This window comes from Alcanivorax sp. NBRC 102024 (genome assembly GCF_001602235.1).
Lineage (GTDB): Bacteria > Pseudomonadota > Gammaproteobacteria > Pseudomonadales > Alcanivoracaceae > Alcanivorax.
In genome coordinates, this window is the sequence record NZ_BDAS01000020.1 from 1 (window position 1) to 15,572 (window position 15,572).

Here is a 15,572-nt window from a genome sequence, read left to right on the forward strand (position 1 = left end):
GTCGCGGTGATCAAGGGTGGCGGGCTAGCCTGCCACCCTGTTTTGTTTAAGGATTTCAGAGTTACAGGCCAGTAGTTCAATTGGTAGAGCACCGGTCTCCAAAACCGGCTGTTGGGGGTTCGAGTCCCTCCTGGCCTGCCAATTTTCCCAAGGCTGCCACTTGGGTGGTGGGGTGCATCGTAAGATGAGCGAGAAAACAGAAGCACGTTCCGGCTCTGCCGCCTTCGAGGCGGTGAAGTGGTTGCTGGTGGTTGGCCTGGTGGCCGCCGCTGTCGTCGGTAATAGCTATTTCTCCGAGCAGCCCACTCTTTACCGGGTGGTCGGTGTTGTTGCTGTTGCCCTGGTCGCAGTGTTCTTTGCTCTGCAGACCGAGCAGGGCAAGGCATTCAATCAGCTTCGCAAGGATTCCATGGTCGAGCTGCGTAAAGTGGTGTGGCCGACGCGTCAGGAAACCCTGCAGACCACGTTGATTGTGCTTGTCTTTGTTGTGATTGTGGCCCTGTTGCTGTTTGTGCTCGACTGGATTCTCGGTGGGCTCATGTCCTGGGTTATTGGCTAAGGGGTAAACATGGCAAAGCGCTGGTATGTGGTACATGCCTATTCGGGTTTCGAGAAGCACGTAAAACGCGCCCTGGAAGAGCGCGTTAAATTGCGTTCTATGGAAGAGCTTTTTGGTGAAATCCTGGTTCCTACCGAAGAAGTGGTAGAGATCAAGGGTGGCCAAAAGCGCAAGTCCGAACGCAAGTTCTTCCCGGGTTATGTGCTGGTGCAAATGGAGATGTGTGATGACTCCTGGCACCTGGTTAAAGAAACCCCGAAGGTAATGGGCTTTATTGGCGAAGATCCGAAGAATCCGGGTCGTGTCTCGCCGATTACCCAGAAAGAGGCAGATGCCATTCTTCGTCGCATGGATGATGCGGTGGAGAAGCCGAAGCCGAAGACATTGTTTGAAGCGGGTGAAGTGGTGCGTGTTAACGATGGCCCCTTTGCCGACTTCAATGGTGTGATCGAAGAAGTGAATTACGAAAAGAGCCGCTTGCAGGTGGCAGTAATGATCTTCGGTCGTTCAACACCGGTAGAGCTGGAGTTTGGTCAGGTCGAAAAGACCTGATACTGCCCGGCAACGGATTTATGGTGCCCTGGTCGCTGAAAAGCGGCCGGGGTGTTTTGACAACCTGAGGGGAGCCCGCTGTCAGCGTGGCGTTTGCACCCAAGGAGTCTTGCAATGGCGAAGAAAGTCCAAGCCTACATCAAGCTGCAGGTAGCAGCGGGTCAGGCTAACCCGTCCCCGCCGGTTGGTCCCGCTCTGGGTCAGCACGGTGTGAACATCATGGAGTTCTGTAAGGCGTTCAACGCCCAGACCCAGCAGCTGGATGCCGGTGCGCCGGTTCCTGTTGTTATCACCGTTTATAGCGACCGTTCCTTTACCTTCACCATGAAGACGCCGCCGGCCTCTTACCTGCTGAAGAAAGCGGCCGGTATCAAGAGCGGTTCTGGTGAGCCGAACACCAAGAAAGTGGGCAAGGTAACCCGTGAGCAGCTGGAAGAGATCGCCAAGGCCAAAGAGCCGGATCTGACTGCTGCTGATCTGGAAGCCGCTGTGCGCACTATCGCGGGCTCTGCCCGTTCCATGGGCCTGGATGTGGAGGGTTAACCAATGGCTAAGTTGTCCAAGCGTACCCGCGCCATCCGGGAAAAAGTGGAAGCTGGCAAACTGTACCAGGTAGAAGAAGCTGTGGCCCTGCTGGCCGAGCTGTCCACCGTTAAGTTCAAGGAATCCCTGGACGTGGCGGTGAACCTGGGTGTTGACCCGCGTAAATCTGATCAAAACGTTCGTGGTGCTTCCGTGCTGCCCCACGGTACGGGTAAAACCGTTCGCGTGGCGGTATTTGCTCAGGGCGCCAAGGCTGAAGAAGCGAAAGAAGCCGGTGCCGACGTGGTAGGTTTCGACGACCTGGCCGAGCAGGTTCAGGGCGGTGAAATCAACTTTGATGTGGTCATCGCTTCCCCTGACGCCATGCGCGTTGTCGGCAAGCTGGGCACCATCCTGGGTCCCCGTGGTCTCATGCCTAACCCGAAGGTGGGTACTGTAACTCCTGATGTTGCCCAGGCCGTGAAAAACGCCAAGGGTGGTCAGGTTCGTTACCGCACCGACAAAGGCGGCATCGTGCACTGCACCGTGGGCCAGGTAGGTTTTGACGCCAATGCGATCAAGGAAAACGTGGAATCGCTGCTGGCTGACCTGAAGAAAGCCAAGCCGTCATCTGCCAAGGGTACCTATTTCAAGAAGGTGACCCTGTCCACCACCATGGGCCCCGGTCTGAATATCGATCCGGCGTCACTGGCGATGTAACTGAATTTGAGCCTGGTGCTTGCTGGCCAGGTTCGCAAGGGCTTTGATCCCGATGACTCACTCTTCAATGAGGGTCTCGTCGGGGCGTCAAAGACCGCAGGTTTCCGGTTCTGTTTGGAGTCTGCCTTTATGAGGCAAGTAACAAACCGGGATTAAGGGGTAACCGCCTGCGCAGGCGCGGTAGTTGTTTCCTGACTTGTTCAGGTTGTGGCTCCGCGATAATGGCCGGGAAACCGGCCCTGGCGACCGCCTCGAAATCAGATTGCAGTCGATTTTGACGGTTAATGTTTGTGAATCCAGGAGGTAAACATGCCTTTGAATCTGGAGGACAAACGGGCGATTGTTGCTTCGGTCAATGCTGTAGCTACTGAAGCGCTGTCTGCTGTGGTTGCTGACTATCGTGGTCTCACTGTTTCTCAGATGACTGAGTTGCGTAGTAAGGCCCGTGAAACCGGCGTGTACCTGAAAGTGGTACGTAATACGCTGGCGAAGTTCGCCGTGAAAGACACTGATTATGAGTGTCTGAGCGACGTTCTGGTTGGCCCCACTGTTTTGGCTTTTTCCCAGGATGATCCGGGTGCAGCTGCCCGCCTCATCAAGGATTTTGCTAAAGACAATGACGCGCTGGAAGTTAAGGCTCTGGCTGTGGGTGGTATAGCGTATGGTCCTCAGGACATTGATGTCCTGGCCAAGCTGCCGACTCGCGACGAAGCACTTTCTCAGCTCATGTCCGTTATGCAGGCCCCGGTGGCCAAGTTTGTTCGTACCCTCAACGAGGTGCCCGGCAAATTTGTTCGCACGGTTGCTGCAGTCAAGGACCAGAAACAGAGTGCCGCCTGATTTGTCAGGCTGCGTAACTACCCGATCCAATCGGATCGCCCGTGTGGTGATTTAGGAGATTGAAAATGGCCGTTTCCAAAGAAGATATTCTCGGCGCTATCGCCGATATGAGCGTTATGGACCTCGTTGAACTGATCGAGGCCATGGAAGAGAAATTCGGCGTAACCGCCGCTGCCGCTGTTGCCGCTGCTCCTGCAGCTGCCGCTGGTGGTGAAGCTGCTGCCGAAGAAAAGACCGAGTTTGACGTTGTTCTGACCGGTTTCGGTGACAAGAAAGTTGGCGTGATCAAGGCTGTCCGTGAAGTAACCGGTCTGGGTCTGAAAGAAGCCAAAGAGCTCGTTGAAGGTGCACCTGCTTCTGTTAAAGAAGGCGCCTCCAAGGACGAAGCCGAAGAGATCAAGAAAAAGATCGAAGAGGCTGGCGGTACTGCCGAGCTCAAGTAAGCGCATTTGCGCAATGCCTTTCCACAATAATGCGGAAAGGCACCGGCTGGCAGCTTGAGGGCTGCCAGCCTTTTGTCGTTTCTGTATGAGAGGTTTCATGCAGAAATATCACCCAAGGGTGATAGATCAACAGCTGAGGAACGCAGATGGCATACTCATTCACTGAGAAAAAGCGGATCCGCAAAGATTTCGGCAAGCTTCCGAAGGTTATGGAGGTCCCGTACCTTCTGGCCATACAGCTCGATTCTTACCGTAAATTTCTGCAGCAGGATAAAAGTGCAGAAGAGCGTCTGGACCAGGGTCTGGAAGCCGCTTTCCGGTCAGTATTTCCGATTTCAAGTTATTCCGGGAATGCCGCGCTGGAGTATGCCGGCTATGAGTTCGGCAAGCCTGTTTTTGATGTAAAAGAATGTACTGTTCGTGGTACCACCTACGCCGCACCGCTGCGCGTACGGATTCGTCTGGTCATCTATGACAAGGAATCCAGTGGGGCTATCAAGGATATCCGTGAACAGCAGGTCTACATGGGCGAAATGCCCCTGATGACCGAAAACGGTACCTTTGTGATCAACGGTACCGAGCGTGTCATTGTGTCCCAGCTGCACCGTTCCCCCGGTGTGTTTTTCGACCACGATAAAGGCAAGACTCACTCCTCCGGCAAGCTGCTCTATTCCGCCCGGGTGATTCCTTACCGTGGGTCCTGGCTGGACTTCGAATTCGATCCCAAGGACCAGGTGTTCGTCCGGATCGACCGTCGCCGCAAGTTGCCGGCGACGATCCTGCTGCGTGCGTTGGGCTATACCTCCGACGAAGTGTTGGAGATGTTCTTCGAGACCAACGAGATTGCAGTGGAAGACGGCATTTACCGCATGAAGCTGGTGCCGGAGCGTCTGCGTGGTGAAACCGCGACCTTCGATATCCTGGCGGACGGTGAAGTCGTGGTGGAGCGTGGCCGTCGTATTACTGCGCGCCACATTCGCCAGCTGGAAAAGGCCAATATCGAGTACCTGGAAATTCCTGCCGAATACCTGCAGGGCAAGTACCTGGCCAAATCCATCATTGATCAGGACACCGGCGAGATCCTGGTGGAGTGTAACACCGAGCTGACAGCGGAAACGCTGGAGAAGCTGGAGCAGGGCGGAATTACCGATTTCGAAACCCTGTACACCAACGACCTGGACAACGGCCCGTTCATGGCCGACACCCTGCGTGCTGACCCGACCCGGACTCCCCTGGAGGCACTGGTCGAGATCTACCGCATGATGCGTCCGGGTGAGCCGCCCACCAAGGAAGCGGCGGAAAACCTGTTCAAGAACCTGTTCTTCACTGACGAGCGTTACGACCTGTCCGGTGTGGGGCGTATGAAGTTCAACCGTCGTCTCGGTCGCGAAGACGAAACCGGTCCCGGTATCCTCTATGACGGTCGCTACTTCAGCTCCCGTACCGATGAGGAAGGCAAGCAGTACTTTGCCCAGATGGGTGAAGAAACCTCCGACATCATCGAGGTGCTGCGCACCCTGGTCGACATCCGCAACGGTAACGGTGTGGTGGATGATATCGATCACCTGGGCAACCGTCGTGTGCGTTCCGTGGGTGAAATGGCCGAAAACCAGTTCCGTGTGGGTCTGGTGCGTGTGGAGCGTGCGGTCAAGGAGCGTCTGAGCCTGGCAGAATCCGAAGGCCTGATGCCCCAGGACCTGATCAACTCCAAGCCGGTGGCGGCTGCCGTGAAAGAGTTCTTTGGCTCTTCCCAGCTGTCCCAGTTTATGGACCAGAACAACCCGCTGTCCGAGATCACGCACAAGCGTCGTGTATCCGCGTTGGGCCCCGGTGGTCTGACCCGTGAGCGTGCCGGCTTTGAGGTTCGTGACGTTCACCCGACCCACTACGGTCGTGTGTGTCCGATCGAGACCCCTGAAGGTCCGAACATCGGTCTGATCAACTCCCTGGCCACCTATGCCCGCGCCAACGAGTACGGCTTCCTGGAGTCGCCGTATCTGAAGGTCATTGACGGCAAGGTCAGCGAAGAAATCGAATATCTGTCAGCCATCGAGGAAGCCGAGTGCGTGATCGCACAGGTAGACGCGAAGATGACCGACGAGGGCGGTTTCGCGGAAGACTTCGTGACGGTTCGTCACCGCTACGAATTTACCGTGATGGAGCGTGACACCATTACCCATATGGATGTGTCTCCTCGCCAGGTCGTGTCTGTGGCGGCGTCACTGATTCCGTTCCTCGAGCACGATGATGCGAACCGCGCATTGATGGGCTCCAACATGCAGCGTCAGGCTGTGCCCACCCTGCGTGCCGACAAGCCGCTGGTAGGTACCGGTTTTGAGCGTCACGTGGCCCGTGACTCCGGCGTGTGTGTGGTGGCAACCCGTGGCGGTATCGTCGACAAGGTGGATGCATCACGGATCATCGTGAAAGTGAACGATGACGAAGTGAACGAAGGGGAAGCGGGTGTAGATATCTACAACCTGACCAAATACACCCGTTCCAACCAGAATACCTGCATCAACCAGCGTCCGCTGGTGAAAGTGGGTGACCGGGTTGCTGCCCGCGATATCATGGCTGATGGCCCGTCCGTGGACATGGGCGAGCTGGCCCTGGGTCAGAACATGCGCGTGGCGTTCATGCCCTGGAACGGCTACAACTTCGAGGATTCCATCCTGATCTCCGAGCGGGTGGTCAAGGAAGATCGTTTCACCTCCATTCATATTCAGGAGCTGACCGCGATCGCCCGTGACACCAAGCTGGGTCCGGAAGAAATCACTGCCGATATTCCCAACGTGGGCGAGGCGGCACTGTCCAAACTGGACGAGTCCGGCATTGTTTACATCGGTGCGGAAGTGGGCGCTGGCGACATTCTGGTTGGCAAGGTGACACCGAAAGGTGAGACCCAGCTGACCCCGGAAGAGAAGCTGTTGCGTGCCATCTTCGGTGAGAAAGCCTCTGACGTGAAAGATACCTCCCTGCGAGTGTCATCCGGCGTCAAGGGTACCGTCATCGACGTGCAGGTCTTTACCCGCGATGGCGTGGAGAAAGATGAGCGAGCCAAGCAGATCGAGCAGGACTCCCTGGACCAGTTCCGCAAGGACTTGAAAGACGAGTTCCGTATCGTTCAGCAGGATATCCTGGAGCGTCTGCGCACCGTGCTGGTGGGCAAAAAGGTTAACGGTGGTGCCGGCTTCAAGCGTGGCACCGAGCTGACTGCCGATGCGCTGGACAATCTGGATGCGGACAAGTGGTTCGAGCTGCGCCCGGCCGACGACGATGTGGCCGAGCAGCTTGAGCGTGCCCAGCAGTATCTGGAACTGCACAAGAAAGAGCAGGACGAGCGCTACCGGGACAAGCAGGCCAAGATCTCTGGCGGTGATGACCTGGCTCATGGCGTGCTGAAAGTGGTCAAGGTTTACCTGGCTATCAAGCGTCGTATCCAGCCCGGTGACAAGATGGCGGGCCGTCACGGTAACAAGGGTGTGATCTCCGTGATCATGCCGGAAGAAGATATGCCGTACGACGAGCACGGTGTGCCGGTGGATGTGGTGTTGAACCCGCTGGGTGTACCGTCCCGTATGAACGTGGGTCAGATTCTGGAAACCCACCTGGGCTGGGCTGCCAAGGGTCTTGGTGAGCGTATCGGCGAGATGCTGGCCGAGCAGAAGAAAGTGGCGGAAATTCGCGGCTTCCTGGACAAGATCTACAACAAGGCAGGTGCCGGTGGTTCACCGGAAGATCTGGACAGCTTCAGCGATGACGAAATCATTGAGCTGGCCCAGAACCTGGTTGGTGGTGTTCCCATGGCAACCGCTGTATTTGACGGCGCCAAGGAATTCGAGATCAAGGAACTGCTGGAGCTTGCCGGTTACGATCGTTCCGGTCAGATGCAACTCTGGGATGGCCGTACCGGTGAGAAGTTTGATCGCAAGGTCACCGTTGGCTACATGTACATGCTGAAGTTGAACCACCTGGTGGACGACAAGATGCATGCCCGTTCCACCGGCTCCTACAGCCTGGTAACCCAGCAGCCGCTGGGTGGTAAGGCGCAGTTTGGTGGTCAGCGTTTCGGTGAGATGGAAGTGTGGGCGCTGGAAGCCTATGGTGCCGCCTACACCTTGCAGGAAATGCTTACCGTGAAGTCCGATGATGTGAATGGCCGTACTCGTATGTACAAGAACATCGTGGATGGTGATCACCGTATGGACCCGGGTATGCCGGAATCCTTCAACGTATTGCTGAAGGAAATCCGCTCTCTCGGTATCAATATCGAGTTGGAAAACGACTGAAGCGATGTGTGCCGCTTCCCTGTGGGGGAGCGGCTCGCGTTGTTACCCGGGTTTAGGAAAGAATTGAGAGCGTAAAGCTCGCTACGGAGGACTGGCCTTGAAAGACCTGCTGAATCTGCTTAAAAGTCAGGGACAAGTCACGGAGTTTGATAAACTCAAGATCTCTCTGGCACCGCCGGATCTGATCCGCTCCTGGTCTTTCGGCGAAGTGAAAAAGCCGGAAACCATTAACTATCGTACCTTCAAGCCGGAACGGGATGGCCTGTTCTGTGCGCGTATCTTTGGTCCGATCAAGGACTATGAGTGTCTGTGCGGCAAGTACAAGCGTCTCAAGCACCGTGGTGTGATCTGTGAGAAGTGTGGCGTCGAAGTCACCCTTTCCAAGGTTCGCCGTGAGCGCATGGGCCATATCGAACTGGCCAGCCCTACCGCGCACATCTGGTTCCTGAAGTCGCTGCCGTCCCGTATCGGTCTGATGCTGGACATGACCCTGCGTGATATCGAGCGGGTTCTGTACTTCGAGTCCTTTGTGGTGACTGAGCCGGGCATGACCACCCTTGAGCGTGGTCAGCTGCTGACTGACGAAGAGTACTTCGATGCCCTGGAAGAGTTCGGTGACGAATTCGAAGCCAAGATGGGTGCCGAGGCCGTACAGCAGTTGCTCATGGAGCTGGACCTGGTCGAAGAGATCAAGATCCTGCGCGAAGAAGTGGAATCCACCAACTCCGACACCAAGCTGAAGAAGCTGTCCAAGCGTCTGAAGCTGATGGAAGCCTTCAAGGATTCCGGTAACAAGCCGGAGTGGATGATTCTCACCGTGCTGCCGGTGCTGCCGCCGGATCTGCGTCCGCTGGTACCGCTGGACGGTGGCCGTTTTGCCACCTCCGACCTGAACGATCTGTACCGTCGGGTGATCAACCGGAACAACCGTCTCAAGCGTCTACTGGACCTGAGCGCCCCGGACATCATCGTGCGCAACGAAAAGCGCATGCTGCAGGAATCCGTGGATGCGCTGCTGGATAACGGCCGTCGTGGCCGTGCCATCACCGGTTCCAACAAGCGCCCGCTGAAATCCCTGGCTGACATGATCAAGGGTAAGCAGGGTCGTTTCCGTCAAAACCTGCTGGGTAAGCGGGTAGACTACTCCGGTCGTTCCGTGATCGTGGTGGGGCCGTCTCTCAAGCTGCACGAGACCGGCCTGCCCAAGAAGATGGCGCTGGAACTGTTCAAGCCGTTCATCTTTGCCAAGCTGGAAGCCCGTGGTCTGGCGACCACCATCAAGGCGGCCAAGAAAATGGTCGAGCGCGAAACTGCCGAGGTCTGGGATATCCTGGCGGAAGTGATTCGCGAGCACCCGGTCATGTTGAACCGGGCGCCGACCCTTCACCGTCTGGGTATCCAGGCGTTCGAGCCGGTACTGATTGAAGGTAAGGCGATCCAGCTGCATCCGCTGGTGTGTGCGGCCTTCAACGCGGACTTCGATGGTGACCAGATGGCGGTGCATTTGCCGCTGACCCTGGAAGCCCAGCTGGAAGCTCGCGCGCTGATGATGTCCACCAACAACATCCTGTCGCCGGCCAATGGTGAGCCCATCATCGGCCCGACTCAGGACGTGGTACTGGGTCTGTACTACATCAGCCGCGAAAAGGTGAACGCCAAGGGTGAAGGCCAGATTTTTGCCGACACCAAGGAAGTGATGCGTGCCCTGGCCAACAAGCAGGTTGATCTGCATGCCCGGGTGAAAGTGCGTGTTCATGAAGTGGTGCGTGATCTGGAAGGTGGCGTTGAAGAGCGCACCTTTATCGCTGATACCACTCCGGGTCGCTGTAAGCTGTGGGATATCGTGCCCACCGGTCTGGGCTTCGCCATGGTCAACCAGAACATGACCAAGAAGGCGATTTCCAAGCTTTTGAACACCTGCTACCGGATTCTGGGTACCAAAGAAACCTGTATCTTTGCCGACCAGCTGATGTACCTGGGCTTCCGCGAAGCCACCCTGTCCGGTTCCTCCATTGGTGTGGAAGACATGGTGATCCCGGATGCCAAGTACACCATGATTGACGCGGCCGAAGACGAGGTTCGCGAGATCGAGGAGCAATTCGCTTCCGGTCTGGTAACCCGTGGTGAGCGTTATAACAAGGTGGTGGATATCTGGGCCCGTACCAACGACCAGATCGCCAAGGCAATGATGGAAAACCTGCGCGTCGAAGTGGTGAAAAACCGCGACGGCGAGGACGAAGAGCAGGGCTCCTTCAACTCTATCTTTATGATGGCCGATTCCGGTGCGCGGGGCTCCCCGGCACAGATTCGTCAGCTGGCCGGTATGCGTGGTCTGATGGCGAAGCCGGATGGTTCCATCATCGAAACGCCGATCACCAGTAACTTCCGTGAAGGTCTGAACGTACTCCAGTACTTCATCTCCACTCACGGTGCCCGTAAAGGTCTGGCCGATACCGCCTTGAAGACGGCGAACTCCGGTTACCTGACCCGCCGTCTGGTGGACGTGGCTCAGGATCTGGTCGTCACCGAGGATGACTGTGGTACCGAGGAAGGCCTGCTGATGGCGCCGCTGATTGAAGGCGGTGACGTGGTGGAAGGTCTGGGTGAGCGTGTTCTGGGTCGTGTGGTGGCCCGGGATGTGATGAACCCGCTGCAGCAGGACGAAGTCCTGGCGGAAGCCGGCACCCTGCTGGATGAAGTATGGGTCAACAAGCTCGAATCCATGGGTGTGGATGAGGTGCTGGTGCGCTCGCCGATCACCTGTGCCACCCGCTGGGGTGTGTGTTCCACCTGTTACGGCCGTGACCTGGCCCGTGGCCATCAGGTCAATGTGGGTGAAGCGGTGGGCGTTATTGCCGCCCAGTCCATCGGTGAGCCGGGTACCCAGCTGACCATGCGTACCTTCCACATCGGTGGTGCGGCCAGCCGGGCGTCTGCGGTGTCCAGCATCCAGATCAAGCACGGCGGCAAGGTGCGTTTCCATAACGCCAAGCACGTACAGCACAAGGACGGTCTGGTGATCGTTTCCCGTTCCGCCGACCTGGCGGTAGCGGATGAGCTGGGCCGTGAGCGTGAGCGTTACAAGCTGCCCTATGGTGCGACTGTGACCGTGGGCGAAGGTGATCAGGTTGATGGCGGTCAGGTGGTTGCCACCTGGGATCCCCATACCCACCCGATCATCGCGGAAGTGGAAGGCAAGGTGCAGTTCGGTGATATGGAAGAAGGTATCACCGTAAACCACCAGACCGACGAACTGACCGGTCTGACCAACATCGAAGTGCTGGGTACCCAGAACCGTCCCGCCGCCGGTAAGGACATGCGCCCCGTAGTGCGTGTGGTTGATGGCAAGGGTAAGGCGGTATTGATGCCCAACACTGACATGCCGGCCCAGTACCTGCTGCCGGGTGGTGCGCTGTGTGGTCTCAAGGATGGTGCCAGCATCTCCGTGGGTGACGTGATTGCGCGGATTCCGCAGGAATCCTCCAAGACCCGTGACATCACCGGTGGTCTGCCCCGGGTTGCCGACCTGTTCGAGGCACGGAACCCGAAAGAGGCTGCCATCCTGGCCGAGAAGACCGGTACCGTGTCCTTCGGCAAGGAAACCAAAGGCAAGGTTCGCCTGGTGATTACCCCGGATGACGGTGGTGACACCTACGAAGAGCTGATTCCCAAGTGGCGCCAGCTCAACGTGTTCGAAGGTGAGAAAGTGGAAAAGGGTGAAGTGGTCTCTGACGGTCCGCTCAACCCCCACGATATCCTGCGCCTGATGGGTGAATCCGAGCTGGCTCGTTATATCGTTAACGAGGTGCAGGAGGTTTACCGCCTGCAGGGTGTGAAGATCAATGACAAGCACATTGAAACGATCATCCGTCAGATGCTGCGTAAAGTGGAAATCCTGGAAGTGGGCGAGTCCCGCTTCATCAAGGGCGAGCAGGCGGAATACGCCCGCGTGATGGAAGAGATCGAGCGTCTCAAGGCTGAGGACAAAATGCTGCCCCAGTACGAGCGTCAGCTGCTGGGTATTACCAAGGCATCCCTGGCCACCGAGTCGTTCATCTCCGCCGCGTCCTTCCAGGAGACTACCCGGGTTCTGACCGAAGCGGCGGTCACCGGCAAGGAAGACGACCTGCGCGGTCTGAAGGAAAACGTGGTAGTAGGGCGTCTGGTGCCAGCGGGTACCGGCTATGCTCACCACCTGGAGCGCCGCCGTCAGCGTGTCGAGGCACGCGGACCGGAAGCGCCCACCATGGATGAGGTGGAAGCCGCCTTGTCCGAGGCTCTCAGCTCCTCTGACGAGTGATTGCTGGCGAGTGACGGAGTTCCTGGCATCTTGACGTGGTGCCGGGGGCTCCCTACAATCGCTGCCCCCCTGTTCTATGGGCAGTAAATGGGTGCCAGAACCGTCAAGTGACGGTTTCTGTCACAGAACTGTAAGCGTGAGGCAGTAGTTTCATGGCAACTGTAAACCAGCTGGTGCGCAAGCCGCGCAAAAGCAAGGTAGAAAAGAGCGACTCCGTAGCCCTGCAGGGCTGCCCCCAGCGTCGCGGCGTTTGCACTCGGGTGTACACCACTACCCCGAAGAAGCCGAACTCCGCACTGCGTAAAGTGTGTCGTGTGCGTCTGACTAATGGTTATGAAGTCTCTTCCTACATCGGTGGTGAAGGTCATAACCTGCAGGAGCACTCCGTAGTCCTGATCCGTGGCGGTCGTGTAAAAGACCTTCCCGGTGTGCGCTACCACACTGTGCGTGGAACCCTGGATACGGCAGGTGTGCAGGATCGCAAACAGCGTCGCTCCAAGTATGGCGCCAAGCGTCCCAAGAAGTAATTGAAGTAACCGAGCACCTTTTCTGAATGCCGTAGCCCTCAAGGCTGCGGAGGGATGAGTAAGGTCCGGACGGCATGCCGTTCCGGAATTACCTGAAGATTTCCCCGCCCACCGCGGGAATGTTAGAGGAACACATCCGATGCCAAGACGTCGCGTTGTCGCCAAACGTGAGATCCTTCCGGATCCTAAGTTTGGAAGCCAGTTGCTGGCCAAGTTCATGAACCATGTCATGGTCAGTGGTAAGAAATCTGTTTCCGAGCGCATCGTGTACGGTGCCCTGGATATCATCAGCGAACGCAAAGGGGCTGATTCCCTGGAGATGTTCGAGAAGGCGCTGGACAATATTCGTCCCGCCGTCGAGGTAAAGAGCCGCCGTGTCGGTGGTGCCACTTACCAGGTTCCTGTTGAGGTTCGTCCCAGCCGTCGTACCGCCCTGGCAATGCGCTGGTTGGTAGATGCTGCCCGTAAGCGTGGCGAGAAGAGCATGCCTGCTCGTCTGGCCGGCGAAGTGATGGATGCCGCCGAAGGCAAAGGCGCAGCGATGAAGAAGCGTGAAGACGTGCATCGCATGGCCGAGGCCAACAAGGCCTTCTCTCACTTCCGCTTCTAATAGCAGAAGGCAATCGAGTGAAGCCGGCCTAACTTCAGGCCGGTTTCTATATTTGAACCAGTGAATCGAGGTTAGCCGCGTGGCACGTAAGACTCCTCTCAATCGCTATCGTAATATCGGTATCTGCGCACACGTAGATGCGGGTAAAACTACCACTACCGAACGTATTCTTTTCTACACCGGTGTGTCTCACAAGATTGGTGAGGTGCATGACGGCGCTGCCACCATGGACTGGATGGAGCAGGAGCAGGAGCGTGGTATTACCATTACCTCTGCTGCCACCACTACCTTCTGGCAGGGTATGGACCAGCAGTATGACCAGCACCGTATCAACATCATTGATACTCCCGGGCACGTTGACTTTACCATTGAGGTAGAGCGTTCCCTGCGTGTACTGGATGGTGCGGTTGTTGTGTTCTGTGGTTCCTCCGGTGTTGAGCCCCAGTCTGAAACCGTATGGCGTCAGGCCAACAAATACGAAGTGCCGCGTATCGTGTTCGTCAACAAGATGGACCGCGCCGGTGCCGATTTCGACCGTGTTTGTGACCAGATCCGTAATCGTCTGGGTGCCAAGGTTGTGCCGATTCAGTACAACATTGGTGCGGAAGACGAGTTCAAAGGTGTTGTCGACCTGATCCGGATGAAAGCGATCTTCTGGAACGAAGACGACATGGGCATGACCTATGAAGAGCGCGACATCCCGGAAAACATCCAGGCCCGTTGTGACGAGCTTCGTGAGCAGATGATGGAATCTGCGGCCGAAGGCTCTGAAGAGCTGATGGAAAAGTACCTGGAAAGCGGCGAGCTCAATAACGACGAAATCAAGGCGGGTCTGCGTCAGCAGGTTCTGGCCAATGAGATCGTTCTGGGCCTGTGTGGCTCTGCGTTCAAGAACAAGGGCGTTCAGGCGCTGCTGGATGCGGTTATCGAATTCCTGCCGGCACCTGATGAAGTAAAAGCGATTCAGGGTGTACTGGAAGATGGCGAGACGGTTGAGTCCCGCGAGTCTTCTGACAAGGCCCCGTTCTCCGCGCTGGCGTTCAAGATTGCCACGGACCCGTTTGTGGGCTCCCTGACCTTCATCCGTGTTTACTCCGGTGTGCTGAACTCCGGTGACAGCGTGATGAACTCCGTGCGCCAGAAGAAAGAGCGTGTGGGTCGTCTGCTGCAGATGCACGCGAATAGCCGTGAAGAGATCAAGGAAGTATTGGCTGGCGACATCGCTGCCTGTGTGGGTCTGAAGGATATCACCACCGGTGACACCCTGTGCGACCTGAACAACATCATCGTTCTCGAGCGTATGGAATTCCCGGATCCGGTAATTTCCGTAGCGGTAGAGCCGAAGTCCAAGGCCGACCAGGAAAAAATGGGTCTGGCTCTGGGGCGTCTGGCGCAGGAAGATCCTTCTTTCCGGGTTAAGACCGACGAAGAAACCGGCCAGACCATCATCTCTGGTATGGGTGAGCTGCACCTGGATATTCTCGTGGATCGTATGAAGCGCGAATTCAAGGTTGAAGCCAACATCGGTGCGCCTCAGGTGGCCTACCGTGAAACCTTTACCCGTCCGGCTGACGTGGAAGGCAAGTTCGTCAAGCAGTCCGGTGGTCGTGGTCAGTATGGTCACGTTAAGGTGAAGTTCGAGCCCATCGATCGTGATGAAGAGTTCCAGTTTGAGGAGCAGATTCACGGTGGTACGGTTCCGAAGGAATACTTCGGTGCAGTGCAGAAGGGTATCGATGAGCAGCTGCAGTCCGGTGTTCTGGCCGGTTATCCGATCCTGGGTGTGAAAGCGGTTCTGTACGATGGTTCCTACCATGAGGTGGATTCCAACGAAAACGCTTTCCGTATGGCGGGTGCCCTGGCTGTGAAGAACGCAGCGAAGGAAGCTGGTGCGGTACTGCTTGAGCCTATCATGAAGGTAGAAGCGGTAACCCCGGAAGATTACATGGGTGACGTAATGGGCGACCTTAACCGTCGTCGTGGTATCGTTCAGGGCATGGAAGACACCATGGCCGGCAAGATTATTCGTGCCGAGGTGCCGTTGTCTGAAATGTTCGGCTACGCTACCGACCTGCGTTCCATGTCTCAGGGTCGTGCCAGTTACTCCATGGAGTTCCTGAAGTACGCTGAAGCACCGAAGAACATCGCTGATGAAGTGATCAGCGGCAAAAAATCTTAAATTTACGGTTAATTTGTTAAGGGTATAGAGC

At 56.7% G+C, this 15,572-nt stretch carries 11 protein-coding genes and 1 tRNA gene; all 12 read left to right on the top strand.

Going from position 1 to position 15,572, the window contains the following annotated elements; translation table 11 throughout:
- Positions 1 to 65 precede the first annotated feature (65 nt).
- The 12 genes from A0251_RS16775 to fusA all read left to right on the top strand — a co-directional run bounded on the left by A0251_RS16775 (position 66) and on the right by fusA (position 15,541).
- A tRNA-Trp gene (locus tag A0251_RS16775) sits at positions 66 to 141 on the top strand.
- 43 nt (positions 142 to 184) lie between these two features.
- On the top strand, positions 185 to 559 hold the full coding sequence (gene secE / locus A0251_RS16780) for a preprotein translocase subunit SecE (RefSeq protein ID WP_062817989.1): 375 nt from the start codon (positions 185 to 187) through the stop codon (positions 557 to 559).
- Positions 560 to 568: 9 nt separating this feature from the next.
- Entirely contained in the window at positions 569 to 1,111 is a 543-nt protein-coding gene (nusG, locus tag A0251_RS16785) for a transcription termination/antitermination protein NusG (RefSeq protein ID WP_062817990.1), read from the top strand.
- 114 nt (positions 1,112 to 1,225) lie between these two features.
- A complete protein-coding gene (rplK, locus tag A0251_RS16790; RefSeq protein ID WP_062817991.1) occupies positions 1,226 to 1,654 on the top strand; it encodes a 50S ribosomal protein L11 in 429 nt (142 codons plus the stop codon).
- Between the two features lie 3 nt (positions 1,655 to 1,657).
- Positions 1,658 to 2,353 carry a 50S ribosomal protein L1 gene (rplA, locus tag A0251_RS16795; protein WP_062817992.1) on the top strand — a complete coding sequence of 232 codons (696 nt, stop codon included), beginning with the start codon at positions 1,658 to 1,660 and terminating at the stop codon, positions 2,351 to 2,353.
- A 309-nt stretch (positions 2,354 to 2,662) separates the two neighbouring features.
- Entirely contained in the window at positions 2,663 to 3,193 is a 531-nt protein-coding gene (rplJ, locus tag A0251_RS16800) for a 50S ribosomal protein L10 (protein ID WP_062817993.1), read from the top strand.
- 65 nt (positions 3,194 to 3,258) lie between these two features.
- Positions 3,259 to 3,636: a 50S ribosomal protein L7/L12 gene (gene rplL / locus A0251_RS16805; protein ID WP_062817994.1), complete on the top strand. Its 378-nt coding sequence runs from the start codon at positions 3,259 to 3,261 to the stop codon at positions 3,634 to 3,636.
- 146 nt (positions 3,637 to 3,782) lie between these two features.
- Positions 3,783 to 7,925 carry a DNA-directed RNA polymerase subunit beta gene (gene rpoB, locus A0251_RS16810; protein ID WP_062817995.1) on the top strand — a complete coding sequence of 1,381 codons (4,143 nt, stop codon included), beginning with the start codon at positions 3,783 to 3,785 and terminating at the stop codon, positions 7,923 to 7,925.
- Between the two features lie 97 nt (positions 7,926 to 8,022).
- Positions 8,023 to 12,225, top strand: a complete 4,203-nt coding sequence (rpoC, locus tag A0251_RS16815) for a DNA-directed RNA polymerase subunit beta' (protein WP_062817996.1) — start codon at positions 8,023 to 8,025, stop codon at positions 12,223 to 12,225.
- A gap of 152 nt (positions 12,226 to 12,377) precedes the next feature.
- A complete protein-coding gene (rpsL, locus tag A0251_RS16820) occupies positions 12,378 to 12,752 on the top strand; it encodes a 30S ribosomal protein S12 (RefSeq protein WP_022986299.1) in 375 nt (124 codons plus the stop codon).
- A gap of 139 nt (positions 12,753 to 12,891) precedes the next feature.
- Complete coding sequence (gene rpsG / locus A0251_RS16825; RefSeq protein ID WP_062817997.1) at positions 12,892 to 13,362, top strand: 30S ribosomal protein S7; 471 nt, start codon at positions 12,892 to 12,894, stop codon at positions 13,360 to 13,362.
- Between the two features lie 79 nt (positions 13,363 to 13,441).
- Positions 13,442 to 15,541, top strand: a complete 2,100-nt coding sequence (gene fusA / locus A0251_RS16830; protein WP_062817998.1) for an elongation factor G — start codon at positions 13,442 to 13,444, stop codon at positions 15,539 to 15,541.
- Positions 15,542 to 15,572: the final 31 nt, after the last annotated feature.

What these genes read in the sequence shown, in the direction of transcription:
- rplL (WP_062817994.1), top strand. Translation starts at nt 3,259, where the DNA reads ATGGCCGTTTCCAAAGAAGATATTCTCGGCGCTATCGCCGATATGAGC.
- rplJ (WP_062817993.1), top strand. Translation starts at nt 2,663, where the DNA reads ATGCCTTTGAATCTGGAGGACAAACGGGCGATTGTTGCTTCGGTCAAT.
- rpoB (WP_062817995.1), top strand. Translation starts at nt 3,783, where the DNA reads ATGGCATACTCATTCACTGAGAAAAAGCGGATCCGCAAAGATTTCGGC.
- secE (WP_062817989.1), top strand. Translation starts at nt 185, where the DNA reads ATGAGCGAGAAAACAGAAGCACGTTCCGGCTCTGCCGCCTTCGAGGCG.
- rpsG (WP_062817997.1), top strand. Translation starts at nt 12,892, where the DNA reads ATGCCAAGACGTCGCGTTGTCGCCAAACGTGAGATCCTTCCGGATCCT.
- rplA (WP_062817992.1), top strand. Translation starts at nt 1,658, where the DNA reads ATGGCTAAGTTGTCCAAGCGTACCCGCGCCATCCGGGAAAAAGTGGAA.
- rpsL (WP_022986299.1), top strand. Translation starts at nt 12,378, where the DNA reads ATGGCAACTGTAAACCAGCTGGTGCGCAAGCCGCGCAAAAGCAAGGTA.
- nusG (WP_062817990.1), top strand. Translation starts at nt 569, where the DNA reads ATGGCAAAGCGCTGGTATGTGGTACATGCCTATTCGGGTTTCGAGAAG.
- rplK (WP_062817991.1), top strand. Translation starts at nt 1,226, where the DNA reads ATGGCGAAGAAAGTCCAAGCCTACATCAAGCTGCAGGTAGCAGCGGGT.